This is a genomic window from Nocardia sp. SSK8, assembly GCF_037034205.1.
Taxonomy (GTDB): Bacteria; Actinomycetota; Actinomycetes; order Mycobacteriales; family Mycobacteriaceae; genus Nocardia.
Genome location: NZ_JBAGKD010000007.1, coordinates 351,616 through 372,643, shown reverse-complemented (window position 1 = coordinate 372,643; position 21,028 = coordinate 351,616). Strand labels below are relative to the sequence as shown.

General features: G+C 68.4%; 26 protein-coding genes. 19 read left to right on the top strand and 7 right to left on the bottom strand.

What is annotated here, in order from left to right; genetic code table 11:
* Nucleotides 1-5: 5 nt before the first annotated feature.
* From WA675_RS16670 to WA675_RS16645, 6 genes are all read left to right on the top strand, one after another.
* Nucleotides 6-758 (top strand): thioesterase II family protein, encoded by a 753-nt coding sequence (locus tag WA675_RS16670; protein ID WP_336085440.1) that lies wholly within the window; start codon nucleotides 6-8, stop codon nucleotides 756-758.
* A complete protein-coding gene (locus WA675_RS16665; protein WP_336085438.1) occupies nucleotides 755-2,053 on the top strand; it encodes a beta-ketoacyl [acyl carrier protein] synthase domain-containing protein in 1,299 nt (432 codons plus the stop codon). The genes WA675_RS16670 and WA675_RS16665 overlap by 4 nt, the downstream gene beginning before the upstream one ends.
* The gene (nbtC, locus tag WA675_RS16660) at nucleotides 2,046-5,099 is read left to right on the top strand and encodes a nocobactin polyketide synthase NbtC (protein ID WP_336085436.1); all 3,054 of its coding nucleotides are present in this window, start codon (nucleotides 2,046-2,048) and stop codon (nucleotides 5,097-5,099) included. The genes WA675_RS16665 and nbtC overlap by 8 nt, the downstream gene beginning before the upstream one ends.
* A 112-nt stretch (nucleotides 5,100-5,211) precedes the next feature.
* The gene (locus WA675_RS16655; RefSeq protein ID WP_336085434.1) at nucleotides 5,212-6,168 is read left to right on the top strand and encodes an ATP-binding cassette domain-containing protein; all 957 of its coding nucleotides are present in this window, start codon (nucleotides 5,212-5,214) and stop codon (nucleotides 6,166-6,168) included.
* A 91-nt stretch (nucleotides 6,169-6,259) separates the two neighbouring features.
* Complete coding sequence (locus WA675_RS16650; RefSeq protein WP_336085432.1) at nucleotides 6,260-7,039, top strand: ABC transporter permease; 780 nt, start codon at nucleotides 6,260-6,262, stop codon at nucleotides 7,037-7,039.
* On the top strand, nucleotides 7,036-7,800 hold the full coding sequence (locus tag WA675_RS16645) for an ABC transporter permease (RefSeq protein WP_336085430.1): 765 nt from the start codon (nucleotides 7,036-7,038) through the stop codon (nucleotides 7,798-7,800). The genes WA675_RS16650 and WA675_RS16645 overlap by 4 nt, the downstream gene beginning before the upstream one ends.
* Nucleotides 7,801-7,857: 57 nt before the next feature.
* Here WA675_RS16645 and WA675_RS16640 read toward each other — a convergent pair whose 3' ends face one another.
* From WA675_RS16640 to WA675_RS16625, 4 genes are all read right to left on the bottom strand, one after another.
* A complete protein-coding gene (locus WA675_RS16640; RefSeq protein ID WP_336085428.1) occupies nucleotides 7,858-8,649 on the bottom strand; it encodes a CPBP family intramembrane glutamic endopeptidase in 792 nt (263 codons plus the stop codon).
* Nucleotides 8,650-8,708: 59 nt separating this feature from the next.
* The gene (locus tag WA675_RS16635) at nucleotides 8,709-9,689 is read right to left on the bottom strand and encodes an ABC transporter substrate-binding protein (RefSeq protein WP_336085425.1); all 981 of its coding nucleotides are present in this window, start codon (nucleotides 9,687-9,689) and stop codon (nucleotides 8,709-8,711) included.
* 47 nt (nucleotides 9,690-9,736) lie between these two features.
* Entirely contained in the window at nucleotides 9,737-11,746 is a 2,010-nt protein-coding gene (locus WA675_RS16630) for a M13 family metallopeptidase (RefSeq protein ID WP_336085423.1), read from the bottom strand.
* Between the two features lie 103 nt (nucleotides 11,747-11,849).
* The gene (locus WA675_RS16625; RefSeq protein WP_336085421.1) at nucleotides 11,850-12,284 is read right to left on the bottom strand and encodes a hypothetical protein; all 435 of its coding nucleotides are present in this window, start codon (nucleotides 12,282-12,284) and stop codon (nucleotides 11,850-11,852) included.
* Between the two features lie 302 nt (nucleotides 12,285-12,586).
* Here WA675_RS16625 and rplN point away from each other — a divergent pair, with 302 nt between their 5' ends.
* The 4 genes from rplN to WA675_RS16605 are packed head-to-tail and all read left to right on the top strand — an operon-like array spanning nucleotide 12,587 to nucleotide 14,030.
* Nucleotides 12,587-12,955: a 50S ribosomal protein L14 gene (gene rplN, locus WA675_RS16620; RefSeq protein WP_043647623.1), complete on the top strand. Its 369-nt coding sequence runs from the start codon at nucleotides 12,587-12,589 to the stop codon at nucleotides 12,953-12,955.
* Nucleotides 12,956-12,957: 2 nt separating this feature from the next.
* Complete coding sequence (gene rplX, locus WA675_RS16615; protein WP_019045061.1) at nucleotides 12,958-13,275, top strand: 50S ribosomal protein L24; 318 nt, start codon at nucleotides 12,958-12,960, stop codon at nucleotides 13,273-13,275.
* 1 nt (nucleotide 13,276) lies between these two features.
* On the top strand, nucleotides 13,277-13,840 hold the full coding sequence (gene rplE, locus WA675_RS16610; protein ID WP_019045062.1) for a 50S ribosomal protein L5: 564 nt from the start codon (nucleotides 13,277-13,279) through the stop codon (nucleotides 13,838-13,840).
* A gap of 4 nt (nucleotides 13,841-13,844) precedes the next feature.
* Nucleotides 13,845-14,030 (top strand): type Z 30S ribosomal protein S14, encoded by a 186-nt coding sequence (locus tag WA675_RS16605; protein ID WP_014981705.1) that lies wholly within the window; start codon nucleotides 13,845-13,847, stop codon nucleotides 14,028-14,030.
* 102 nt (nucleotides 14,031-14,132) lie between these two features.
* On the opposite strand, the gene WA675_RS16600 is transcribed toward WA675_RS16605, so the two are convergent.
* A complete protein-coding gene (locus WA675_RS16600; RefSeq protein ID WP_336085414.1) occupies nucleotides 14,133-14,588 on the bottom strand; it encodes a hypothetical protein in 456 nt (151 codons plus the stop codon).
* 280 nt (nucleotides 14,589-14,868) lie between these two features.
* On the opposite strand from WA675_RS16600, the gene WA675_RS16595 reads away from it, so the two are divergent.
* On the top strand, nucleotides 14,869-15,117 hold the full coding sequence (locus WA675_RS16595; RefSeq protein ID WP_336085412.1) for a hypothetical protein: 249 nt from the start codon (nucleotides 14,869-14,871) through the stop codon (nucleotides 15,115-15,117).
* A gap of 67 nt (nucleotides 15,118-15,184) precedes the next feature.
* A complete protein-coding gene (locus WA675_RS16590; protein ID WP_336085411.1) occupies nucleotides 15,185-15,397 on the top strand; it encodes a hypothetical protein in 213 nt (70 codons plus the stop codon).
* A 15-nt stretch (nucleotides 15,398-15,412) separates the two neighbouring features.
* Here WA675_RS16590 and WA675_RS16585 read toward each other — a convergent pair whose 3' ends face one another.
* Together WA675_RS16585 and WA675_RS16580 are read right to left on the bottom strand one after the other, a co-directional pair.
* Entirely contained in the window at nucleotides 15,413-17,038 is a 1,626-nt protein-coding gene (locus tag WA675_RS16585; protein WP_336085410.1) for an alpha/beta hydrolase, read from the bottom strand.
* 229 nt (nucleotides 17,039-17,267) lie between these two features.
* A complete protein-coding gene (locus WA675_RS16580; protein WP_336085408.1) occupies nucleotides 17,268-17,516 on the bottom strand; it encodes a hypothetical protein in 249 nt (82 codons plus the stop codon).
* A 257-nt stretch (nucleotides 17,517-17,773) separates the two neighbouring features.
* Here WA675_RS16580 and WA675_RS16575 point away from each other — a divergent pair, with 257 nt between their 5' ends.
* The 7 genes from WA675_RS16575 to rplO all read left to right on the top strand — a co-directional run bounded on the left by WA675_RS16575 (nucleotide 17,774) and on the right by rplO (nucleotide 20,932).
* Nucleotides 17,774-18,004, top strand: a complete 231-nt coding sequence (locus WA675_RS16575; RefSeq protein WP_336085406.1) for a hypothetical protein — start codon at nucleotides 17,774-17,776, stop codon at nucleotides 18,002-18,004.
* Between the two features lie 258 nt (nucleotides 18,005-18,262).
* The gene (rpsH, locus tag WA675_RS16570) at nucleotides 18,263-18,661 is read left to right on the top strand and encodes a 30S ribosomal protein S8 (protein WP_067491077.1); all 399 of its coding nucleotides are present in this window, start codon (nucleotides 18,263-18,265) and stop codon (nucleotides 18,659-18,661) included.
* Nucleotides 18,662-18,676: 15 nt separating this feature from the next.
* Complete coding sequence (gene rplF, locus WA675_RS16565; RefSeq protein ID WP_019045067.1) at nucleotides 18,677-19,216, top strand: 50S ribosomal protein L6; 540 nt, start codon at nucleotides 18,677-18,679, stop codon at nucleotides 19,214-19,216.
* 2 nt (nucleotides 19,217-19,218) lie between these two features.
* Entirely contained in the window at nucleotides 19,219-19,626 is a 408-nt protein-coding gene (gene rplR / locus WA675_RS16560; RefSeq protein ID WP_336085402.1) for a 50S ribosomal protein L18, read from the top strand.
* Between the two features lie 31 nt (nucleotides 19,627-19,657).
* Nucleotides 19,658-20,305 carry a 30S ribosomal protein S5 gene (gene rpsE / locus WA675_RS16555; RefSeq protein ID WP_336085400.1) on the top strand — a complete coding sequence of 216 codons (648 nt, stop codon included), beginning with the start codon at nucleotides 19,658-19,660 and terminating at the stop codon, nucleotides 20,303-20,305.
* Between the two features lie 2 nt (nucleotides 20,306-20,307).
* Nucleotides 20,308-20,487, top strand: coding sequence for a 50S ribosomal protein L30 (gene rpmD / locus WA675_RS16550; RefSeq protein WP_019045070.1), 180 nt, complete (start codon nucleotides 20,308-20,310; stop codon nucleotides 20,485-20,487).
* 1 nt (nucleotide 20,488) lies between these two features.
* Entirely contained in the window at nucleotides 20,489-20,932 is a 444-nt protein-coding gene (rplO, locus tag WA675_RS16545; RefSeq protein ID WP_232996647.1) for a 50S ribosomal protein L15, read from the top strand.
* Nucleotides 20,933-21,028 lie beyond the last annotated feature (96 nt).

Here is a 21,028-nt window from a genome sequence, read left to right as displayed (position 1 = left end):
AGGTAATGGCAGGCTCACCCGGCTGGCTCCGCAAGTTCCATCGACCGCGCACCGCGGGCGCTCCACCACTGGTGATCTGCCCGCACGCCGGTGGCGGCGCCTCCAGCTACCGGCCCTTCTCGAAGGCGCTGTCCGAGAACTTCGACGTGGTGCTGCTGCAATACCCCGGCCGTCAGGACCGGGCCGCCGAACCGGCCAAGGGCAGCATCGCCGAACTCGCGCGCGGCGCCTTCGACGAATACGCCCGCACCCCGTTCGCCGCGAGCGGCGCCCCACTGACCGTCTTCGGGCACAGCATGGGCACCATGGTGGCCTTCGAATTCACCCGGCTGGCCGAGGCCGCCGGGCTCCCGGTGCGGCTGCTCGGCGTCTCCGGCGCGGTCGCGCCCTGGCAGGTCGCCGACATGCCCAACCACCCCACCGACGACGACGAACTGCTCGAGCATATGGCGGGCCTGGAGGGCACCGGCGCCGACGTGCTCGGCAACCGCGACCTCATGCGCATGGCCCTGCCCGCGCTCAAGGCCGACTACGCCGCCTTCGACGCCTACGTCTGCGCCAAGGACGTCACCGTCGCCGCGCCGGTGCTGGCGCTGGGCGGCAGCGACGACGAGTTCGTCTCCATCGGCGACCTCTACTCCTGGCAGCAGCACACCGAACACCCCCTGGAAGTGAGCATGTTCGACGGCGGGCACTTCTACCTGCACGATCACGTCGGCGACATCGCCGACCTGCTGAACACGGCGGGCGCCCGATGAGCGAGCACGATCCGATCGTCATCAGCGGGATGGCCGTGGAGGCCCCCGGCGGCGTCGAGACCCTGACCGGGTACTGGACGGCCCTGGCCGAATCGCGCGACCTGCTCGGCCCGTTCCCGCGCGACCGTGGCTGGCCGCTGGCGCAGATGTTCGCCGCGGGCCGCCAGGAGGGCTGGAGCCCGGTCCGCGATTCCGGTGGCTTCCTCGACAAGGCCGCGCACTTCGATCCCGGCTACTTCGGGATCAGCCCGCGCGAGGCCGTCGCCATGGACCCGCAGCAGCGCGTCGCCATGCGGGTGGCCTGGCGGGCGCTGGAGAACGCGGGCATCAATCCCGGCAGCCTCGACGGCGCCGAGGTCGGCTGCTTCATGGGCGCCTCGCACACCGACTATGGGCCGCACGGCGCCGAGGTCAACGAGCACACCGGCTACCGCGCGACCGGCAGCGCCTACAGCGCCATCTCCGGGCGCATCTCGCACGGCCTGGGCCTGGTCGGCCCGACCATGACCGTCGACGCGGCCTGCGCGTCCTCGATCGCGGCGGTGCACCTGGCCGCCTCGGCCATCCGCGCGGGCGACTGCGAATGGGCGCTGGCCGGTGGGGTGTGCGTGCTCGGCTCGCCCGCGGGCTTCTTCGAGTTCTCCAAGGCCAACGCGCTCTCGACCGACGGCCAGTGCAAGCCGTACTCCGCCGACGCCACCGGCACCCTCTGGGGCGAGGGCGCGGGCGTGATCGTGCTCGAACGGCGTTCGCGCGCCGAGGAACTGGGCCACCGGATCTACGGCGAGCTGCTGGCCACCCGGGTCAACCACAACGGCAAGGGCGCCCCGATCGCGGTGCCCAGCACCGATGCCCAGGAACAGCTCATGCGCAAAACCGTGGCGGCGGCGGGTATTCCGGCCGAGCTGGTCGGCATGATCGAGGGCCACGGCACCGGCACCGCTGTCGGCGATCCGTTGGAACTCTCGGCGCTGCAACGCGTTTACGGAGGCGGCACCCCGCTGCTCGGCTCGGTGAAGTCCAACCTCGGGCACGCCCAGGCGGCCGCTGGCCTGCTCGGGCTGATCAAGGTGCTGCTCAGCGGCCTGCACGGGCAGATCGCCCCCACCCGCCACACCGCCAACCCCACCGCGAAGGTGGACTGGGACGCCTCGACGCTGCGTCTGGCCCAGGAACTCCAGGACTGGACGCCCGTCGACGGTGTCCGCTACGGCGCGGTGTCCTCCTTCGGCGTCGCCGGAACCAACGCACACGCCATCGTGGCGATGCCCGCCCAAGAGGTGACCCATGTCTGATCATCGTCTGCCCGACGGCACCATCCCGGTGCTGCTGTCCTCCGACACCGAGGACTCGCTGCGTCGCGAGGGCGCCGCCATCCTGGCCTACTGCGAACAGCGCCCCGACCTGGGCCCCGGCCCGGTCGCCGACATGCTGCTGCGCACCCGCGTCGCGCGCAAGCACCGCGCCCTGATCATGGTGACCGACCGCGCCGACCTGCTCGCCGCGCTGAACGCCGTCGTCGCGGGCAGCTCGCACCCGAAGCTGCTGCGCGGCACCGCGATTCCGCGCAAGATTGGCTACGTCTACCCCGGCCAGGGCAGCCAGCGTCCCGGCATGGGCCGGATGCTCTACCAGCACTCGGCGGCCTTCCGCGCCGCCGTCGACGAGGCCGAAGCCGTTTTCCAGGACCTCTACGCCATCTCGCCGCTGTCCTACCTCCTGCACGAGGACGGCGAGCTCGAAGACGATGTGCGCATCGTGCAGCCCGCCCTGTTCATGCAGATGATCGGCCTGTCGGCCATGTGGCGCGCGGTCGGCGTCACCCCGACCGCCACCGTCGGCCACTCCCAGGGCGAGATCGCCGCCGCGGTGGTCTCCGGGCTGATTCCGCTGGCCGACGGCGTGCGGGTGGTGACCATCCGCGCCCAGCTGGTCGGCACCGTCAGCCAGGAGGTCGGCATCGCGGGCGCCTACTCCATGGCCGTGCTCGGCGTCGACCGTGACCAGTGCGAGGCGCTGCTGGCCCGCAACTCCGGCTGGGCCGAGCTGTCGGTGGTGAACTCCGCGCACATCCTGGCCATCTCCGGCGAGCGCGCCATGATCACCGAAACCGTCGACACCCTCACCGGGATGGGCGTTTTCGCCAAGGAGATCAAGGTCGCCTACCCGGCGCACACCTCCATCGTGAGCAAGTTCCGCGACATCCTGTGCGGCAGCATGGTCGGTCAGCTCGACAGCCCCGTCTTCGCCGAGACCACCGTGCCGAGTTTCGGTGGTGCCCTGGGCAAGCCGATCACCCCCGACCTGCCCACCGGCGACTACTGGTACTGGAACCTGCGCAACCGCGTGCGTTTCGACCTGGCCATCGCGGCCGCCGCCGACTACGGCGTGGACACCCTGCTCGAGATCGCCGACCACCCCACCCTCATGCTCGCGGTCCAGGAGAACCTCGCCACCCTCGCCCCGAAACGCGACTACCTGGTGACCGGCACCTCCCGCCGCACCGCCACCGACCTGGCCGAGTTCACCCGCAGCATCGCCCAGATCGCGGTGAGCAATACCGATTTCGACTGGGACGGCCTGCTGGTCGACGGCCCGCGCACCACCCGGCTGCCGCTGTTCGACTTCCCGAACACCCAGACCAACGACAAGCACCTGTGGGCTCCGCACGACTACACCGGCAAGACGGCCCAGCTGGCCGCCGAGCCTGAGCCGGTCGCGGTACCGCGCATCACCGAACAGTGGGTGCACCTGCCCCGCCGCAGCCTGGTGCCGCCGCGCGCGCTGGCTGTGGTCGATGTCGCGGGCACGCAGGGCGAGCTGGTCGCCGCGCTGCGCGCCGGTGCGCCCCGGCACGGCGCGACCATCGTCGACCACGAACACGGAACCAGCAGCGCCGGAACGGTCTACGACACCGTCGCCGTGCTCCTGCCCACCGCCGGTGACGGCGTGGACGCCGCGGTCACCGAGCTGGCCGGGTTCCTCGGCGAGCGGACCTGGCTGCCCGACACCACCGGCGTCAAGGACATCTGGCTGGTCACCGCCGGTGGCGAACAGGTCGTCGACGGCGACCTGCCCGGCCTGTTCCCGGCCGCCGCGCAGGCCGGATTCCGTTGCCTGGCCGCCGAATACCCCGGCGTCGCCTTCCGGCACCTGGACCTGCCCGCCGACACCGGCGACCACACCGCCACCGCCAAGCTCGTGCTCGGCGCCGTGCACACCGCCGGTGAACCGGAACTGGCTGTGCGGGAATCGAATTGGTACGGCAAGCGGCTGGTCGCCGACGACTCGGTGGTCAGCGGGCTCTCGGCAGCCGAGCTCGGCGAGGTCGTGATCGTCGGCGGTACCGGCAAACTCGGCCTCGACTTCTGCGCGGAGTTCGCCCGGGCGGGCGCGGGCCGGATCACCCTGATCAGCCGCTCCGGCGGCTCGTCCGAGGCGCAGGCCAGGATCGCCGAGATCGGCGCCCAGGTACGGGTGCTGACCTGCGATGTCACCGATGCCGACGCGGTCGGCGCGCTGGCCGCCGAGCTCGGTGAGATCGACCTGCTGGTGCACGCCGCCGTCGACTACGCGGCCTCGGCCGAACCGACCCCGGACGCCATCCGCGCCGCCGCCGCGCCCAAGATCGTCGCCCTGGATCACCTGGTCACCTTGCTGCCGCGCAGCCCGCACGGGCGGGTGCTGCTGTGCTCCTCGCTGTCGGCCACCGTCGGCGGCCGCGGCCACGCGGTATACTCGGCGGTCAACCGCATGCTCGACGCGGCCGCCGCGCGCTACCGCGCCGAAGGCATCGCGGCCAGCTCGGTCCAGTGGGGACTGTGGCGGGCCGTCGGCGCCGACCAGGCCGACGCGCTGGCCGCCATCAGCGGCACCGGCCTCCAGCCGATGGACCCCGCCGGGGCCGTCGCGGCGGGCATCACCACCGTGGCGGAGAACGTCCTCGTGGTGGCGGCGGACTGGCCGCGCGTCACCGAGGTGTTCACCGCCTTCGGGCTCGGCGCGCTGTTCGCGGATCTGAAGGTGCCCGAGACGGTGGTGGCGGTCACTCCGGAGCCGGTGGTCGTCGCCGCGCCGGAAACGGTGTCGCCCGAAATGCCTTCGCCCGCAGCCGAAGTCGACACCGCCGAGCGCGTCCGCTTCGCCCTGCGCGAGGTGATGGGCTTGGACGCCACCGAGCCGATCGACGGCGCCGTGCCGCTGGTCGCGCTCGGTCTGGACTCGCTGCAAGCCCTGGACCTGCGCAAACGCGTTGAGAACGAGCTGCGGCTGGAACTGCCCGTCACCGCCATCATGGGCGGCGCCTCGCTCGACGAGGTCGTCGGCCTGCTGCGAGCATGACGTGGGTCTCGCACGGGTAGGTCCATTAGGTTAGCGTTACCAAAGTCACGAGGGGGCTCGGTGTCTCGGTGACGCACAGGACTCTCGCTACCATCACGATCGGAGAACAGCGTTGACATCGAGTACGGCGATTGCCGTCGAAGGCGTCGAGAAGTCGTTCGGTGAGGTGAAAGCCCTGCGGGGCATCAGCTTCCAGGCCCCCGCGGGCAGCGTGCTCGGCGTGCTCGGCCCCAACGGCGCGGGCAAGACCACCACGGTCTCGGTGCTGTCCACCCTGGTCCGGCCCGACGCGGGCCGCGCCACCGTAGCCGGTTACGACGTGGTCACCCAGGCCGACGAGGTGCGCGCCTCGATCATGCTCACCGGCCAGTACGCCGCCCTGGACGAAATGCTCACCGCCCGGGAGAATCTCGTGCTCTTCGGGCGGCTGATGGGCCTGGGCCGCAAGCCCGCCAAGGCCAAGGCCGACGAACTGCTCGAGCGCTTCGACCTGGTGGCCGCGGCCGACCGCCGGGTCGGGCAGTACTCCGGCGGCATGCGCAGGCGCATCGATATCGCCTGCGGGCTGGTGCGGCAGCCGCAGGTGGTCTTCCTCGACGAGCCGACCACCGGCCTCGACCCCGTCAGCAGGCAGAGCCTGTGGACGCTCGTGCGTGAGCTCAAGGACCAGGGTGTCACCATCCTGCTCACCACCCAGTACCTCGAGGAAGCCGACGTCCTCAGCGACAACATCATCGTCGTCGACAAGGGCACGGTGATCGCCGAGGGCACCGCCGACCAGCTCAAGGCCCGCGCGGGCGCCAGCTACTGCGAGGTCGTCCCGGTGGCCGCCGGGGACGTGCCCGCGCTGGTCACCGCGCTGAGCGGCCTCGGCGAGACCACCGTCCCCGAATCCGCCGACCGCGTCTCGCTGCCCGCCCCCGACGGCGCCGCCACCCTCACCGCGGCGCTGGACCGGGTCAATGCCGCCGGGATCGAGCTCATCGATATCGCGCTGCGCAGGCCCTCGCTGGACGAGGTGTTCATCCAGCTCACCACGCCCGTCGGCGAGCAGGCGCCGGTCGCATGAGCGGCGCGGAAACTCGATGCCACCGAGGCCGGGCGGCGATGTCCGCGCCCGTCACGACCATCCGTGTCCTTTCTCGCCGGGAGGGGTCGGCATGACGACCGTGAATCCTGCGGGCCCGGTACGGGTTCCACCCCGTGAACAGTGGAGTGCGTTGAGCGAACGGGGGATTCGCGCCGCCGTGCGCGAAGGCGACCTCGTTCTCGGGTTCGCCTCGCCGCTGGTGTTCTTCATCTGCTTCTATGTGCCGCTGCGCAAGTCGATGGAGGCGGCCGGGATCGATTACGCGCAGTACCTGCTGCCGCTGATCCTCGTGCAGTCGATGTTCTTCACCTCCATGTTCGCCGCCGACCGCGCCGCGCGTGAGGTCTCCGGCGGCATGGGCACCCGGCTGCGGGCGCTGCCCGTGCGCTCGTGGGTGCCGCCGCTGGCGCGGATGTCGGCCAATCTGGTGCGGGCGCTGTCGGCGCTGATCGGCGCGCTGGTGATCGGCACGCTGTTCGGTTTCCGGTTCCACGGGCTGGGGCCCGCGCTGGTGTTCGTCGGGCTCACGCTGGCCTTCGGCGCGGCGCTGGTGATCGCCTCCGACGCGCTCGGCACCGTCACCGGGAATCCGGAACTGGGCGCGACCGTGCTGTTCGTGCCGCAGTTGCTGCTGGTGATGGTGTCCACCGGCTTCGTGCCCGCCGAGGGGTTCCCCGGCTGGATCCAGCCGTTCGTGCGCAATCAGCCGGTCTCCCAGGTGGCGGGCGCGCTGCGCGGGCTGTCCGAGGGACACTATCCGGCGGAACTGACGGTGTCGGCGATCTGGATCGCCGCCATGCTGATCGGCGGCGCGGTACTGGCCGTCCTGGTGGAAAGGAAGCGCCGGTGACCACGCTGATCGAGCAGAGTCTGGCCGAGACCGGCAGGCTGGTGCGGCGCTGGAGCCGTCAGCACGAGGTGCTCACCAGCACCCTGGTGCTGCCGGTCCTGCTGCTGCTGATGTTCCAGCTGGTGCTCTCGCGCACGCTGGAGATGGGCGGCGGCGACGAACCGATCTACGGTTTCGTGCCGATGATCGCCGTCGCCGGGACCATGTACGGGGCCATGGGCACCGGGCAGTCGCTGTTCGGCGAACGCGAGAGCGGGCTGCTGCGCCGCTTCTGGGTCCTGCCGATCCACCGCAGCGCGGGGCTGATCGGCCGCCTGCTGGCCGAATGCCTGCGCGCACTGGCCGCCACCATCGTCGTCGTGCTGGTCGGCGTCCTGCTCGGCCTGCGCTTCGAGGCCGGTCTGGTCGGGGTCCTCGGCGTGCTCGCCGTCCCGGTGATCGTCATCATCGGCTTCACGCCGCTGGTGGTCATGGTGGGCGTCAGCAAGATCGGCGGCCAGGTCGTTCAGATCTTCGCCATCGTCGTCCTGGTCGGCATGTTCTTCAACTCCGGCTTCGTCGCCGTCGACAACTACCCCGGCTGGCTCCAGCCCATCGTCCGGTACCAGCCCATGAGCTGCGCTATCGACACCATGCGAGCCTTCCTCCTCGGCGGCCCCATCACCACCCCCCTCCTCCAAACGATCGCCTGGTCTGTCGCTGGCCTGGCGGTATTCGGCGGCCTCGCCGTCCGCGGCTACCGCAAGGCAGCCCAGAGCTGACCGAAACTCCATCCCGAACACGAAAGGCCCATGTCCCGGACATGGGCCTTTCGCGTCTCAACCGACGCCCTGGCCTGTTCGGTCGGGCTGACGTGCAAGGGAGTAGGTGGATACAGCGGTGAGGATGGCGGCGAGGGTGATGACGGGGAGGTAGGGGTGGGTGAGGGTGCTGTCGCCCGCTAGGAGGTAGCAGGCGATGTTGATGAGCCAGTGGCCGGTGGTGGCTATCAGGACTCGTTGGCCGAAGGTGCCGGTGGACAGGGTGCCGAGGGTGAATGCGAAGGCCATTGTGGAGAGGGTGAAGCAGAGGGCGGTGAGGGGGGTGGCGGTGAAGGCTTGGATGTGCCAGAGGGTCCAGGTGATGCCGGTGAGTGTGATAGCGGTGAGTTTTGTTGTGCGCGTTTCCAGGAGGGGTTGGAGTTGGCCTCGCCAGCCGATTTCCTCGCCTGCGGCGCCGAGTAATTGGAGCAGGACGAATGCCGCGAAGGGGACGCCGCCGACCGCTGCGGGGCCTACCGGGGTGATTCCGGCGAGCAGGGCCGCGGCGGTGATCAGCAGCCAGAACGCCACGCAGGTGGCGATCATCGCCGCGACGCGCAGGCGGACCTGCCGTGACGGCACCGCCGTGGGCAGCGAGGCGGTCACCGTTCTCCTGCACAGCAGCCACGTCACCAGTGCGCCTACCGCCGGAGCGAACTGGACCAGCGACAAGGCCGCGGGGTCGATGCCCGAGTGTGGTTGCACCGCGAGGAAGAACGCCGACGCGGCGAGAGTGGCGAGCAGATAGCCGCCGACCGCCGCGCGAAACTTCGCGGCGGTCGGGGTTCTGCCGGTTTCGAAAGCACGCACGGAATCGACGGTGGCAGCCGGGATCCGGCGCGCGCATCACCCTGGAGTACGGGGTGCGCCTATTTCGCGGCGGCGGCGAAGTAGGGGTCGAGTTTGTCGAGGATGTAGGGGACCGACAGGGCCGTTGGCTGGTTGACGGCGCTGATCTCCTGGGTGGTCAGGAAGACGGCGGCGCCCTTCTGGACGGCGGGCAGGTCGCTGTAGCCGGGGAGCTGACGGTACTTCTCGTCCATGCCCGGGGAGTAGCCGGCCAGCAGGAGGTCGGCGCCGAGCTCGTCCACGCGTTCGGGGGACAGGGCCAGGCGGCCCTGGTTGGACGGCTGGGCGGTGAGATTGGCGGGGATGGTCATGCCGAGCTGGGTGAACAGCTGGGCGGAACCGTCGTTCGGGTCGGTCAGGACCATGAGCTGGGACGGGCTGGCCAGCCAGGTGCTGGCGAAGGTCTTGCCGCGCAGACCGGGGTTGGCGGTGCCGATGGCGGCGATCTTGTCGTCGACCGTCTTGATCACCGCGGCCGCGTCGTCCTCCTTGCGCAGCACCTTGCCCAGCGCGGTCACCTGGTCCCGCCAGGGCGCGACCGCGTTCGCGGTCAGCGCGGGCAGGGTGGGGGCGACCTTGGACAGCTCGTCGTAGGTCTTCTGATCGGCGATGAACGGGTCGACCAGGATCAGATCCGGCTCCAGCGCGGCGACCTGCTCGGCCACATTGCCCGTGGTGTTCAGCGCCTTCGCCGACCGCAGGCTGTCCGGCTCCCACGGCGGGGTGGTCTTGGCGACGGCGGCGATATTGTCGACATAGCCGACCGGCACCACGCCCAGCGCGAGCGTGGTGTCGAGCCACTGGTTGCCCAGGGCGACCACCTTCTCCGGCGTGCCGGTGACGGTGGTCTCGCCGCGCGCGTGGGTGATGGTCACCGGCTCGCCGGAGCCCGCGGTGTCGTCGTCGGTGGTACCACAGGCGGCCAGGCCGAGGACGAGCGCGCCGACCAGCGCCGCCACCGCCCCGCGCCGCCACCCGCGCGAAATCCGAACAGTGGTCATCGAACACCCTCCATAGACCCGGTTACCGTAGGCCAGGAAGGGGAGTTCTACAACGTGACGCGCTGGTCCGCGGGCATGAACAACTTGTCGCCGTCCTTCACCTCGAACGTCGTGTAGAACTCTTCGATATTGCGGACCACCTGGTTGCAGCGGAACTCGTTGGGAGAGTGGGTGTCCTGCAAGCCCTGCAGCGTCGCCTGCTCGGTCTGCTTGTCCCGCCACTGCCGCGCCCAGGAGAAGAACATGCTCTGGTAATCGGGCTCGACACCGGTGCGCTCGGCAACCTTGCGGTAGGCGGCCAGCGCGATCTGCAGGCCGCGCAGGTCGGCCAGGTTCTCACCGACGGTGAGCGCCCCGTTGACGTGCTGACCCTCCGGCGCGCCCTCGGGGACGAGCACGTCGTACTGCTCGATGAGCTGCTGGGTCTTGGCCTCGAAGGCCGCGCGGTCCTCCGGGGTCCACCAGTCGCGGCGGTTGCCGTCACCGTCGTACTTGGAGCCCTGGTCGTCGAAGCCGTGGCCGATCTCGTGGCCGATGGTCGAGCCGACCGCGCCGTAGTTGACCGCGTCCTGGGCGTCCTTGTCGAAGAACGGCGGCTGCAGGTAGGCCGCGGGGAAGACGATCTGGTTGGTGGTGGGGCTGTAGTAGGCGTTCACCGTCTGCGGCGACATGCTCCACTCCGACTTGTCCACCTCGGTCCCCAACCGGGCGAACGCGCGCGCGGACTCGAAGGTGTTGATCGCCAGTAGCGACTCGATCAGCTTGCCCCGGGTGATCGTCACCGCGGAGTAGTCGACCCACTTGTCGGGGTAGCCGATCTGGGCCACGATCTTGTCCAGCTTGGCGATCGAGGCCTCGCGGGTGGGCTGCGACATCCACGTCGAATTGGTGAAATTGTCGTGGTAGGCCGCGCGCAGGTCGGCGACCATCTCGAGCGCGCGCTCCTTGGCCGCGGGCGGGAAGTGCTTGTCCACGTACAGCTTTCCGAGCGGTTCGCCCAGATTGTCGTCGACCACGCCCACCGCCGAACGCCACATCTCCGGCTTCTCCTCGAGCCCGCTGAGCACCCGGCCGACGAAATCGAACCGCGCGTCGGCGATGGCTGCGGGCAGGAAGCGGCCGTAGTTGTTGGCCACGTGCAGCTTGAGGTAGTCGCGCCACTGCGCGATGTCGACCTCGCCCCACAGCTGGGCGGCCGCGGTGACGAAGGAGGGCTGGCCGACGACCATCTTGTCGAACAGCGACTTGGGCCGGTCGGTCATGCCCGCCAGCCATGGGTCCCAGTCGAACTGGGGGCCGAGCTGGGTCAGTTCCTGCCAGCTCATCAGGTTGTAGGTGGCGTCGGTGTTGCGCAGGCGCACGCTGTCCCAGTGCCCGGCCGCGATCCGCTTCTCCAGGTCGAGGGTGCGCTGGGCGGCGCCGACCGGGTCGGCCAGGCCGATCCCGGCGGCCAGCTTCTCCAGATAGACCAGATAGCCCGCGAGCTGTTCGGCGAACTCGGGCTTGCGGTAGTACTGCTCGCCCAGGGTCAGCCCGGACTGGCCGACGCTGGCGATATAGGCCTTGGAGTTCTTGCGGTCGATGCCGATGCCCATGCCCATCAGGCCCGCGATCGGCGCCTCGGCCATCACCTTGGCCAGCTCGGGCTTGCCCGGCGCCGTGTCGATGGCCTCGAACAGACCGGCCAGCGGGGTGATGCCGAGGCGCTCGATCTCGTCGAGATCCAGGCGCGCGTCGTAGAGATCCTTGATCTGCTGGGCCTCCGAACCCGGTTCCGGATCCTGGATGCCCTCGATGATCGCGCGCAGCTGGTCGAGCGTGCGGTCGTTGGCGTCGGTGATCGCACCGACCGAGGCCTTGTCCGGCGGCAGCTGGTAGTCACGCAGCCAGGCGCCGTTGACGTGGCGGTACAGGTCGTCCTGCGGGCGGATCGTGAGATCGCCGCCGCCCATGTCCACGCCGGTGAGCTGCACCTTCGGATCGTCGGTGGCGCACGAGGCCAGCGTTGCCGCCACGGGCACCAGCCCCATGGCGATCAGGAATGCGCGGCGATCCATTGTCACAGGATTGTCCTTCCCCGATGCGGCATCCGCACCCGTGCTCGTTGCGACCCAGCCCGCACAGGCTACCGGCGCGCGGGCTCGACGGTGCGGTCGTCGCTCAGCGAGAGGAGATTCCGGAGCTGCCGCTGGCCAGATCGCAGGCCAGACCGCTGCCCGCGTCCAGGATCCGCGCGACGATCGGCACCCGCTTGGTGACCAGCGGGGTGCCGGTGGCGTGCAGCAGCAGCGACAGCTGCACCTCGACCTCGGTCTCGACGTGGTAGTAGGCCGTCGCCTTGGCCACGGTGACGCCCGCGACGTTCACCTCGAGGTCGACGGTGTCGCTGGCGAAGAACTTCCCGTTCGCCAGGAAGTCGACCTGGGCGCCCACGTAGTCGTCGAGGCCGACGACATCGATCTTGGAGGTGCAGCCGACGGTGAGGGTGTCGGTGAGCATGTCGACGATGGGTCCCGCGGTCGCGTGCGGGGCGGTGAGGGCGAGCGTGGCGGCGACGATGCCGAGGGTGGTCGCGAGGCGGCGGGCGTGGTTCATGGTGACTCCTCATCAGCCCGTCCCTCGACGAGCAGGGCGACCGTAGCAACGGAGTGAGCCCGCCCACAGAGGTTTGAAACATATACGCTTCAGAAGAACGCGGGGTGACCCCCGATTTGGGTCGACCTGGGGATTCACCTACACTAGACCGGTTGCCTGCGGGAGCTCTGCGCCCGCGATCCGGCAGTGAACCCCCAGCGGTAGGTATTTCCGCTGGCAGGCGCGCGTCCGGTGGTGACTGACCATGTGCGTCGGGTCGGCAATCCGGCGTACGTATACATCCAGGTCCAGGAGGTGCTGAAGTGATTCAGCAGGAGTCGCGACTGCGCGTCGCCGACAACACCGGGGCGAAGGAAATCCTTTGCATCCGCGTGCTCGGTGGCTCGTCGCGTCGCTATGCCGGTATCGGTGACATCATCGTCGCCACCGTCAAGGACGCCATCCCCGGCGCGAACGTCAAGAAGGGCGACGTCGTCAAGGCTGTCGTCGTGCGCACCGTCAAGGAGCGCCGCCGTCCGGACGGTTCCTACATCAAGTTCGACGAGAACGCTGCCGTGCTGATCAAGCCGGACAACGATCCTCGCGGCACCCGCATCTTCGGCCCGGTCGGCCGTGAGCTGCGCGACAAGCGCTTCATGAAGATCGTTTCGCTGGCCCCGGAGGTGCTCTGACCATGAAGGTGCACAAGGGTGACACCGTCCTCGTCATCTCGGGCAAGGACAAGGGCGCCAAGGGCAAGGTCATCCAGGCCTACCCGGCGACCGGCAAGGTTCTCGTCGAAGGCGTGAACCGCATCAAGAAGCACGTGGCGGATTCCGCGAACCAGCGTGGCGCCTCCTCGGGTGGCATCGTGACCCAGGAAGCCCCCATCCAGGTTTCCAACGTGATGGTCGTCGACTCCGACGGTAACCCGACCCGCGTCGGCTACCGCACCGACGAAGAGACCGGCAAGCGGGTTCGGATCTCCCGTAAGAACGGGAAGGACATCTGACATGACCACCTCTGAGCAGACTCAGCCCCGGCTGAAGGCGCGCTACCGCGCCGAGATCAAGGACGCGCTGAACAGCGAGTTCGAGTACGCCAACGTGATGCAGATCCCGGGCGTCGTCAAGGTCGTCGTGAACATGGGTGTCGGCGACGCCGCCCGTGACGCGAAGCTGATCAACGGTGCCATCAAGGACCTCGAGCTGATCACCGGTCAGAAGCCGGAGGTCCGCAAGGCCACCAAGTCGATCGCGCAGTTCAAGCTCCGTGAGGGCATGCCGATCGGCGCCAAGGTCACCCTCCGTGGCGACCGCATGTGGGAGTTCCTGGACCGCCTGGTCTCCATCGCGCTGCCCCGTATCCGCGACTTCCGCGGCCTGTCGCCGAAGCAGTTCGACGGCAACGGCAACTACACGTTCGGCCTGAGCGAGCAGTCGATGTTCCACGAGATCGACGTGGACTCCATCGACCGCCCGCGCGGTATGGACATCACCGTGGTGACCACTGCGACCAACAACGAAGAAGGCCGTGCGCTGCTCAAGCACCTCGGCTTCCCGTTCAAGGAGAACTGAGCACATGGCCAAGAAAGCACTGGTCAACAAGGCCAACGCCAAGCCAAAGTTCGCGGTCCGCGCCTACACCCGCTGCCAGCGTTGCGGCCGCCCCCACGCGGTCTACCGCAAGTTCGGCCTGTGCCGCGTGTGCCTGCGCGAGATGGCCCACCGCGGCGAGCTCCCGGGCGTGCACAAGAGCTCCTGGTGAGCCCGCGCTCCTCGTGAGCGTTGCCACCTAGGCGAATAACGAAGCAAGGCACGGACTTCCGTAAGGGAGTTCGTGCCTTGTGGCGTTTATGGCGCCCTGCTATTAGGGCAACACCCATTTGCCGAGCACATCGCCAGAAACCTCGCCGCGTAGGACTACTGAGCCCGGAACCGATGGCTTGCTGACGTACGGGAAGGCCGCCGTCCCCGTCACAATGCTTCCGTCGTAGAGATACCCGACGTTCGGCTCTGCGGTGGCTGCGACCGTCGTTCCGTCGGCATAGGACAGGCTGTAGTCGATCGTCGCCGGGTCGGTCGACTGCGTGCCACGATGTGCGAAGCTCACCGACACGGTGCAGCTGTCTCGCGCGGCATCGCAGGTCCAGTCCGAGACGGTGATCTCGGTGACCGTCGTCGCGGCGCCGTTGTAGTTCAGAACGGGGATGGAAGCGGTTTCACCCATCAGAAAGCTTTCACCGGGTGATGCGGACGCGGTCGAACCGAGTACGGTGAGCGCGCCGAAGGAAACTCCGACAGTCAATGCGGCGAGTCTTCTCACGATCCCTCCAAACATCGATGATTCCGGGCTGGTAGAGCCAGCTTGGTACCGGTGGACACCGAATCCGGTCACGGCGTGGTGTCGAGATCGTCCTATCGAGGGCGCCTGCTTCCCGCATGATCACGGATGTGTCGCTGGCGGTGCATTGGGCGCCGAGCGATGGGGCGTGGTCTTCCTGTCGGAGTCCGTCCTCGGATGGGATTCGGATCGTCGAGGGGGTTCGGCGGTGAAATGTTTGCGTTTCACTCCGGAAAACGGTGGGGTGGTGTTCGCTGGGCGGATGAACAAGCTTGTCACCGTCGCAGCGCTGTCCTGCGCGATTCTCGCCGCGCCCGCTGTCGCGTCGGCCGCTCCCGTCCAGGCCGGTCCGGTCGCCGAGTCCGGGTCCGGCGGCGCCGGTTCGGGCGGTTCGGGCGGGTCCGGGTCCTCGGAGACGCAGTTGATCTGCTCGCCGATCGCGCAGTTCCTGTTCTCCACCGGGAGTGTGGAGAAGCCGCCGCTCTACGACCTGCTCTGCCTGTTCTCGTAGTTGTCGGGTGCGTGCCCCCGCAAGTCGGGTCGTGCGTGGGGCGGGAGCATGCGGGCAGGGTGAGGCTATGAAGAAGCTCGCTTTGTCCTCCGCTCTCGCCCTTTTCGTCTTCGCGCCGGTTGTCACCGCGGCTACCGCGCAGGCTCAGCAGCCCGTCGCCGACACCGGCTCGTCGAGCCTGGACGTGCTGTGCGGCCCGCTCGGCGGCATCCTGGTGCTCGCGGGCAGTGCCGAGAACCCCTACGGGCCGCTGCTCGGTCCGGTGTGCGTGATGCGCTGAGTCGTCTGTGGTCGGTCAGCTGAAGGGTGAGCGGTCGATGCCGCAGCTCAGTCCCGCCGGGGGTAGCTGGCCGGTGAACAGGTAGTCGCGTTTGACGTGTTCGGCGCAGGTGCTCGCCACATACATGCTGCTGTGGCCCGCGCCTTCCATGACCACCACCTGCGCCCGCGCCAGCTGGTCCGCCCCCGCGATCGCCCCGCGCAGGGGCGTCGCCGGATCGAAGCGGCTGTTCAGGACCAGGATCGGGGCGGCGGTCTCGCGATTCCACGGACCGGTGTAGCGGTCGGTGTCGTGGGCCTGCCAGAAGGCGCACGGCATGGCGTTGAAGACCGCGGTGCGGCCGAAGTAGGGGACGCGCAGCTCCTCGATCGCGCCGACCCGCTGGTAGACGGCCGGATCCGTCGGGACCGTGCTGTCGGCGCACTGGATCGAATAGAACGCCTCAACCCGGTTGCCCGGATGCTCCCGCTCGAAGATCGCGTCGTGGGTGACGGCGGGCAGCAGGGTGGTGCCTGCGTCGAAGAGCTGCTGCAACAGTGTCGCCAGGTCGGCGTAGGTGTCGGGCCGGGCGAGGCTGCCCGCCGCGGTGACGATCTGCCCGTAGGTCCACGGCGTGCCGTCGACCACGATGGGGGCGAGCCGGGCGCGTTCGGCCAGCGCGATCCATTTCAGCTTCGGGTCGCCCGCCGCGAAGGCGCAGTCCGGACCGGCGGCCGAGCAGTCGCGCAGGAAGGCGTCGAAGGTCTCGGCGACGGCGTCGGCCACGCCCTGGCGGGTGTCCAGCGGGAGGTTCGCGCCGTCGGCGCCATGGCCGTTCGCATTGCCCTCGAAGTCGAGCGAGCCGTCCAGCGCCATGGCCCGGACGCGGCCGGGGAACAGGTTGGCGTAGACCGCGCCGACCTGGGTGCCATAGGAGATGCCGTGATAGGTCAGGGCCGTATCGCCCACCGCGCGGCGCAGTAGCTCCAGGTCACGGGCGGTATTGGTGGTCGAGGCGTGTGCGAGGATCGGGCCTGCCGCGGCGGCGCAGCGGGCGGCGATATCGGCCGAGCGGGCGAAGAACTCCGGCTCCTCGGCGGGGCCGGTCGGGGTGCCGGGGAAGGTCGCGAAGTACGCCTGCTGCTCCTCGGTCGACCCGAAACAGCTGGTCGGCGCGGTGCGGGCGACCGAGCGCGGGTCCCAGGAGACAAGGTCGAAGCGGGCCCGCAGTTCCTCGGAGAACAGCCAGGGCCAGTGCGCCCGCTCGCGCAGGCGGTCGACGCCGGACGGGCCGGGGCCGCCGAAATTCACGAACAGGGTGCCGAGGCGGCGGGCGGGGTCGGTCGCGGGCAGCTTGATCACGGCGAGGTCGATCTGGTCGCCGTGTGGATCGTGGTAGTCCAGCGGGACCCGCGCCCAGGTGCAGGAGAAGCCGTCGGCGCAGTCCGACCAGGCCAGGGAGGGGGTGTTCGCGGCCTCGGCCAGCGGATCGACATGCGGGTCGGCGGCCCACGCGGGGGAGGGGACGACGAGGGCACCGAGGCTGAGTAGAGCAGCGACAACGTTGGTCCAGCCGCGGTGAGTTCCACGGCGCGCGGAGCGCGAATACGCCTGCCGAGCTTCTCGCGCGGATCGTGCGAGTCTCGTGAAGCGAACGCTCAAGCCTATTCCTCAACGTAGTGGCCTAGGTTTCGGTGTCGGCGTACGGACTTGCGAGCGTCATGCCTGCCAATACTGGGAACTGGCGTTTGGTTGATTATTGCAGTGCGCAACGCCAGTGTGTCCGGTGCGCGACATCTCGGGCGTTGTTGTATCGGAAACGCGTTGAGGGCACGGAGTTCGCGCCCTCAACGTTGTGCGTTAGCCGAAAGAGATATCTGAGCTGGACGATCTATCGATCGATGCCCTGCAGTTCCCATCTGCCAGTGCTGAAGATCCTTGCACAGCGCCACTCGGAGTACTTCTCGAGGATTGCCCCACTGTGCATCCGGCCGAAATCTTGGCAGACGCGGGGATCGTCGAATGCGAATGCCTCACCGTTGAGATACACGGCGTGCCATCCCCCGGCGAATGCGGTTCCAGCGCTCGCCGCGATGATGCCTGCCGCGAGCGCGCCGCCTGTAATTGCCTTCCGGATCATTGTTCCCTCCCCAATAGTTCTGTGACCGTATGTCACGGTGGCATCGTATCCGCGAGAGCCACTCTATTGCAACAACTTTCGTAGTGTGCGACGGAATTGTGGACCTTAGAGTGCATCTCGTCGATCAGGATCAGGAGAAGCCCGTGTGTTCATTGACGTTTCCGTAGTAGCTCCCGCTGGCGCTTTCCGTGGCGGCGTGATGAGCCTGTCGATCGGCTCCGAGTGGCGCGATCGTGGCTGTCTTTGCTTCCGCCGTAGTGAGCATTCTCACGGCTAGGGCGTGGAGAGTCCGCGTCGTCGGCAGCGCCGCGCGCGACTGGCTCGGCTACGCCCTCCAATACGGCTCCTTCGCCGCAGGCGCCCTGCTGGGCGGCGTCCTCGGCGAGATCGTCGGCGGCGAACAGATGCTGCTGGTCGCGGCCGCCGCCGCCGGAATCGGCATCCTGTTCACCGCCCGCGCCACCCGCACCCCGCTGCCCGCCACCTGACCGGGCGCGGGGGGCGGACCCGGATTTGGTCCTGACCACGGGGTTGCCTACACTAGAGCGGTTGCCTGGGCAGATCTGTGTCCGCTACACGCTCGGCGTGTGCGGGTCGTTGCCGGGCGCCGAGCGCTCGTGAAGAGTACTCATCCGGTCGGTAAGTGCCGTCCGGACCAGCCGAATTGTTGTAGGCCCACGGTCTGCGCGCGAGAGTGCGCGGATGCTGCATGGGAACCGCAGCGAGAAAGGTGTCGAGGTCTAACCATGACCATGACTGATCCGATCGCAGACTTCTTGACGCGTCTGCGCAACGCCAACTCGGCGTACCACGATCAGGTGAAGGCTCCGCACTCCAAGCTCAAGGCGAACATCGCCGAGATCCTGAAGCGCGAGGGTTACATCGCCGATTACCGCACCGAAGACGCGCCGGTGGGCAAGGCCCTCGTCGTCGATCTGAAGTACGGCCCCAGCCGTGAGCGCAGCCTGCAGGGCCTGCGCCGCGTCTCGAAGCCGGGTCTGCGTGTGTACGCGAAGTCCACCAACCTGCCCAAGGTCCTCGGCGGCCTCGGCGTGGCGATCATCTCCACGTCGACCGGTCTGCTCACCGACCGTCAGGCGGCCAAGCAGGGCGTGGGCGGCGAAGTCCTCGCCTACGTCTGGTAAGGGAGGTCAGGACTAATGTCGCGTATTGGTAAGAAGCCCATCGAGATTCCGGCCGGCGTCGACGTCACCATCGACGGCCAGGTCGTCACGGTGAAGGGGCCCAAGGGCACCCTGTCGCACACCGTGGCCGAGCCGATCACCGTCACCAAGGGTGAGGGTAACGAGCTGGAGGTGGCCCGTCCCAACGACGAGCGCGCCAACCGTTCGCTGCACGGCCTTTCCCGCACTCTGATCGCCAACATGATCGAGGGTGTCACCAAGGGCTACGAGAAGAAGATGGAAATCTTCGGCGTCGGTTACCGTGTGGCCGCCAAGGGCTCGAACCTCGAGTTCGCCCTGGGTTACAGCCACCCGGTCCCGATCGAGGCCCCGGAGGGCATCACCTTCGCGGTGGAATCGCCCACCAAGTTCTCTGTGTCCGGCATCGACAAGCAGAAGGTCGGCCAGATCTCCGCTGTCATCCACGGACTGCGTAAGCCCGACCCGTACAAGGGCAAGGGCATCCGCTACGCCGGCGAGGTCGTTCGCCGCAAGGTCGGAAAGACGGGTAAGTGATCATGGCGCAAACTGCTAACCAGAAGGCCAAGCGGATTCCGCTGGGCAAGGATGTGTCGACCAAGCGTCGCCTGTCCAAGACCCGCCGTCACTTCCGCCTGCGCAAGAAGGTCGTCGGCACCACCGAGCGTCCGCGCCTGGTGGTCAACCGCTCCTCGCGGCACCTGCACGCCCAGCTCGTCGACGATTCGGTCGGCAAGACCATCGCCGCCGCGTCCTCGATCGAGGCCGACGTGCGCGCGCTGGACGGCGACAAGTCCGCCAAGGGTGCCAAGGTCGGTCAGCTGATCGCCGAGCGCGCCAAGGCTGCCGGTATCGAGTCGGTCGTGTTCGACCGTGGTGGTCACGACTACCACGGCCGCATCGCGGCGCTGGCCGATGCCGCTCGTGAAGGCGGGTTGAAGTTCTGATGACTGTTATTTCGAACGAAGGGAACGTCTGATGCCGGGACGTCAGCGGCGTGACGGCGGCAACGGACCCGCCGGACAGAACAGCAACAGCGGTGGCCCCGAGGGCAACCGTCGCGGCGGCGGCGACCGTCGCGGTGGCGGCGATCGTCGGGACAACGCTGCCGAGAAGAACCAGCTCGAGCGCGTGGTCGCGATCAACCGCGTCTCCAAGGTCGTGAAGGGTGGTCGTCGCTTCAGCTTCACCGCCCTCGTGATCGTCGGTGACGGCAACGGTCTGGTCGGTGTCGGCTACGGCAAGGCCAAGGAAGTTCCCGCGGCCATCCAGAAGGGTGTCGAGGAGGCTCGCAAGAGCTTCTTCCGCGTCCCGATGATCGGCTCGACCATCACCCACCCGGTTCAGGGTGAGGCGGCGGCCGGTGTCGTCATGCTGCGTCCGGCTTCGCCCGGTACCGGTGTGATCGCCGGTGGCGCGGCGCGTGCCGTGCTCGAATGCGCGGGCATTCACGACATTCTGGCCAAGTCGCTCGGTAGCGACAATGCGATCAACGTCGTTCACGCGACGGTTGCCGCGCTCAAGATGCTCCAGCGTCCCGAAGAGGTTGCCGCCCGCCGCGGTCTGCCGATCGAGGATGTCGCTCCGGCGGGCATGCTGCGTGCGCGTGCAGGACAGGGAGCCTGACCATGGCTGATCTCAAGGTGACCCAGATCAAGAGCACCATCGGCGCCAAGGCGAATCAGAAGGACAGCCTGCGTACGCTCGGCCTCCGCAAGATCCGCCAGAGCGTCGTCCGTGAGGACAACGCGCAGAACCGCGGTCTGATCAACGTCGTGCGCCACCTCGTAACCGTTGAGGAGGTCTGACATGACCATCAAACTGCACCACCTGCGCCCTGCCCCGGGTTCCAAGACCGAGAAGACCCGTGTGGGTCGCGGTGAGGGTTCCAAGGGCAAGACCGCTGGTCGCGGTACCAAGGGCACCAAGGCCCGCAAGAACGTCTCCCCGGCGTTCGAGGGTGGCCAGATGCCGCTGCACATGCGCCTGCCGAAGCTCAAGGGCTTCACCAACCGCTTCCGCGTGGAGTACCAGGTTGTGAACGTGGGCCGCATCGCGGAGCTGTTCCCCGAGGGCGGCACGGTCGGTAAGGCCGAGCTCGTCGCTGCCGGCGCCGTTCGCAAGAACGAGCTGGTGAAGGTCCTCGGCGACGGTGAGATCGGCGTGGCGGTCCAGGTGACCGCCGACAAGGTGACCGGCTCCGCCAAGGAGAAGATCACCGCTGCCGGTGGCACTGTCACCGAGCTGGCCTGACGGTAGGCTAGTCGACAGCTGGCACCGGACGAGTCGAAAGCTCGTCCGGTGCCACTGTTAGAGTCTCAACAAGCTTTGTCTGCCAAGACCGTCATC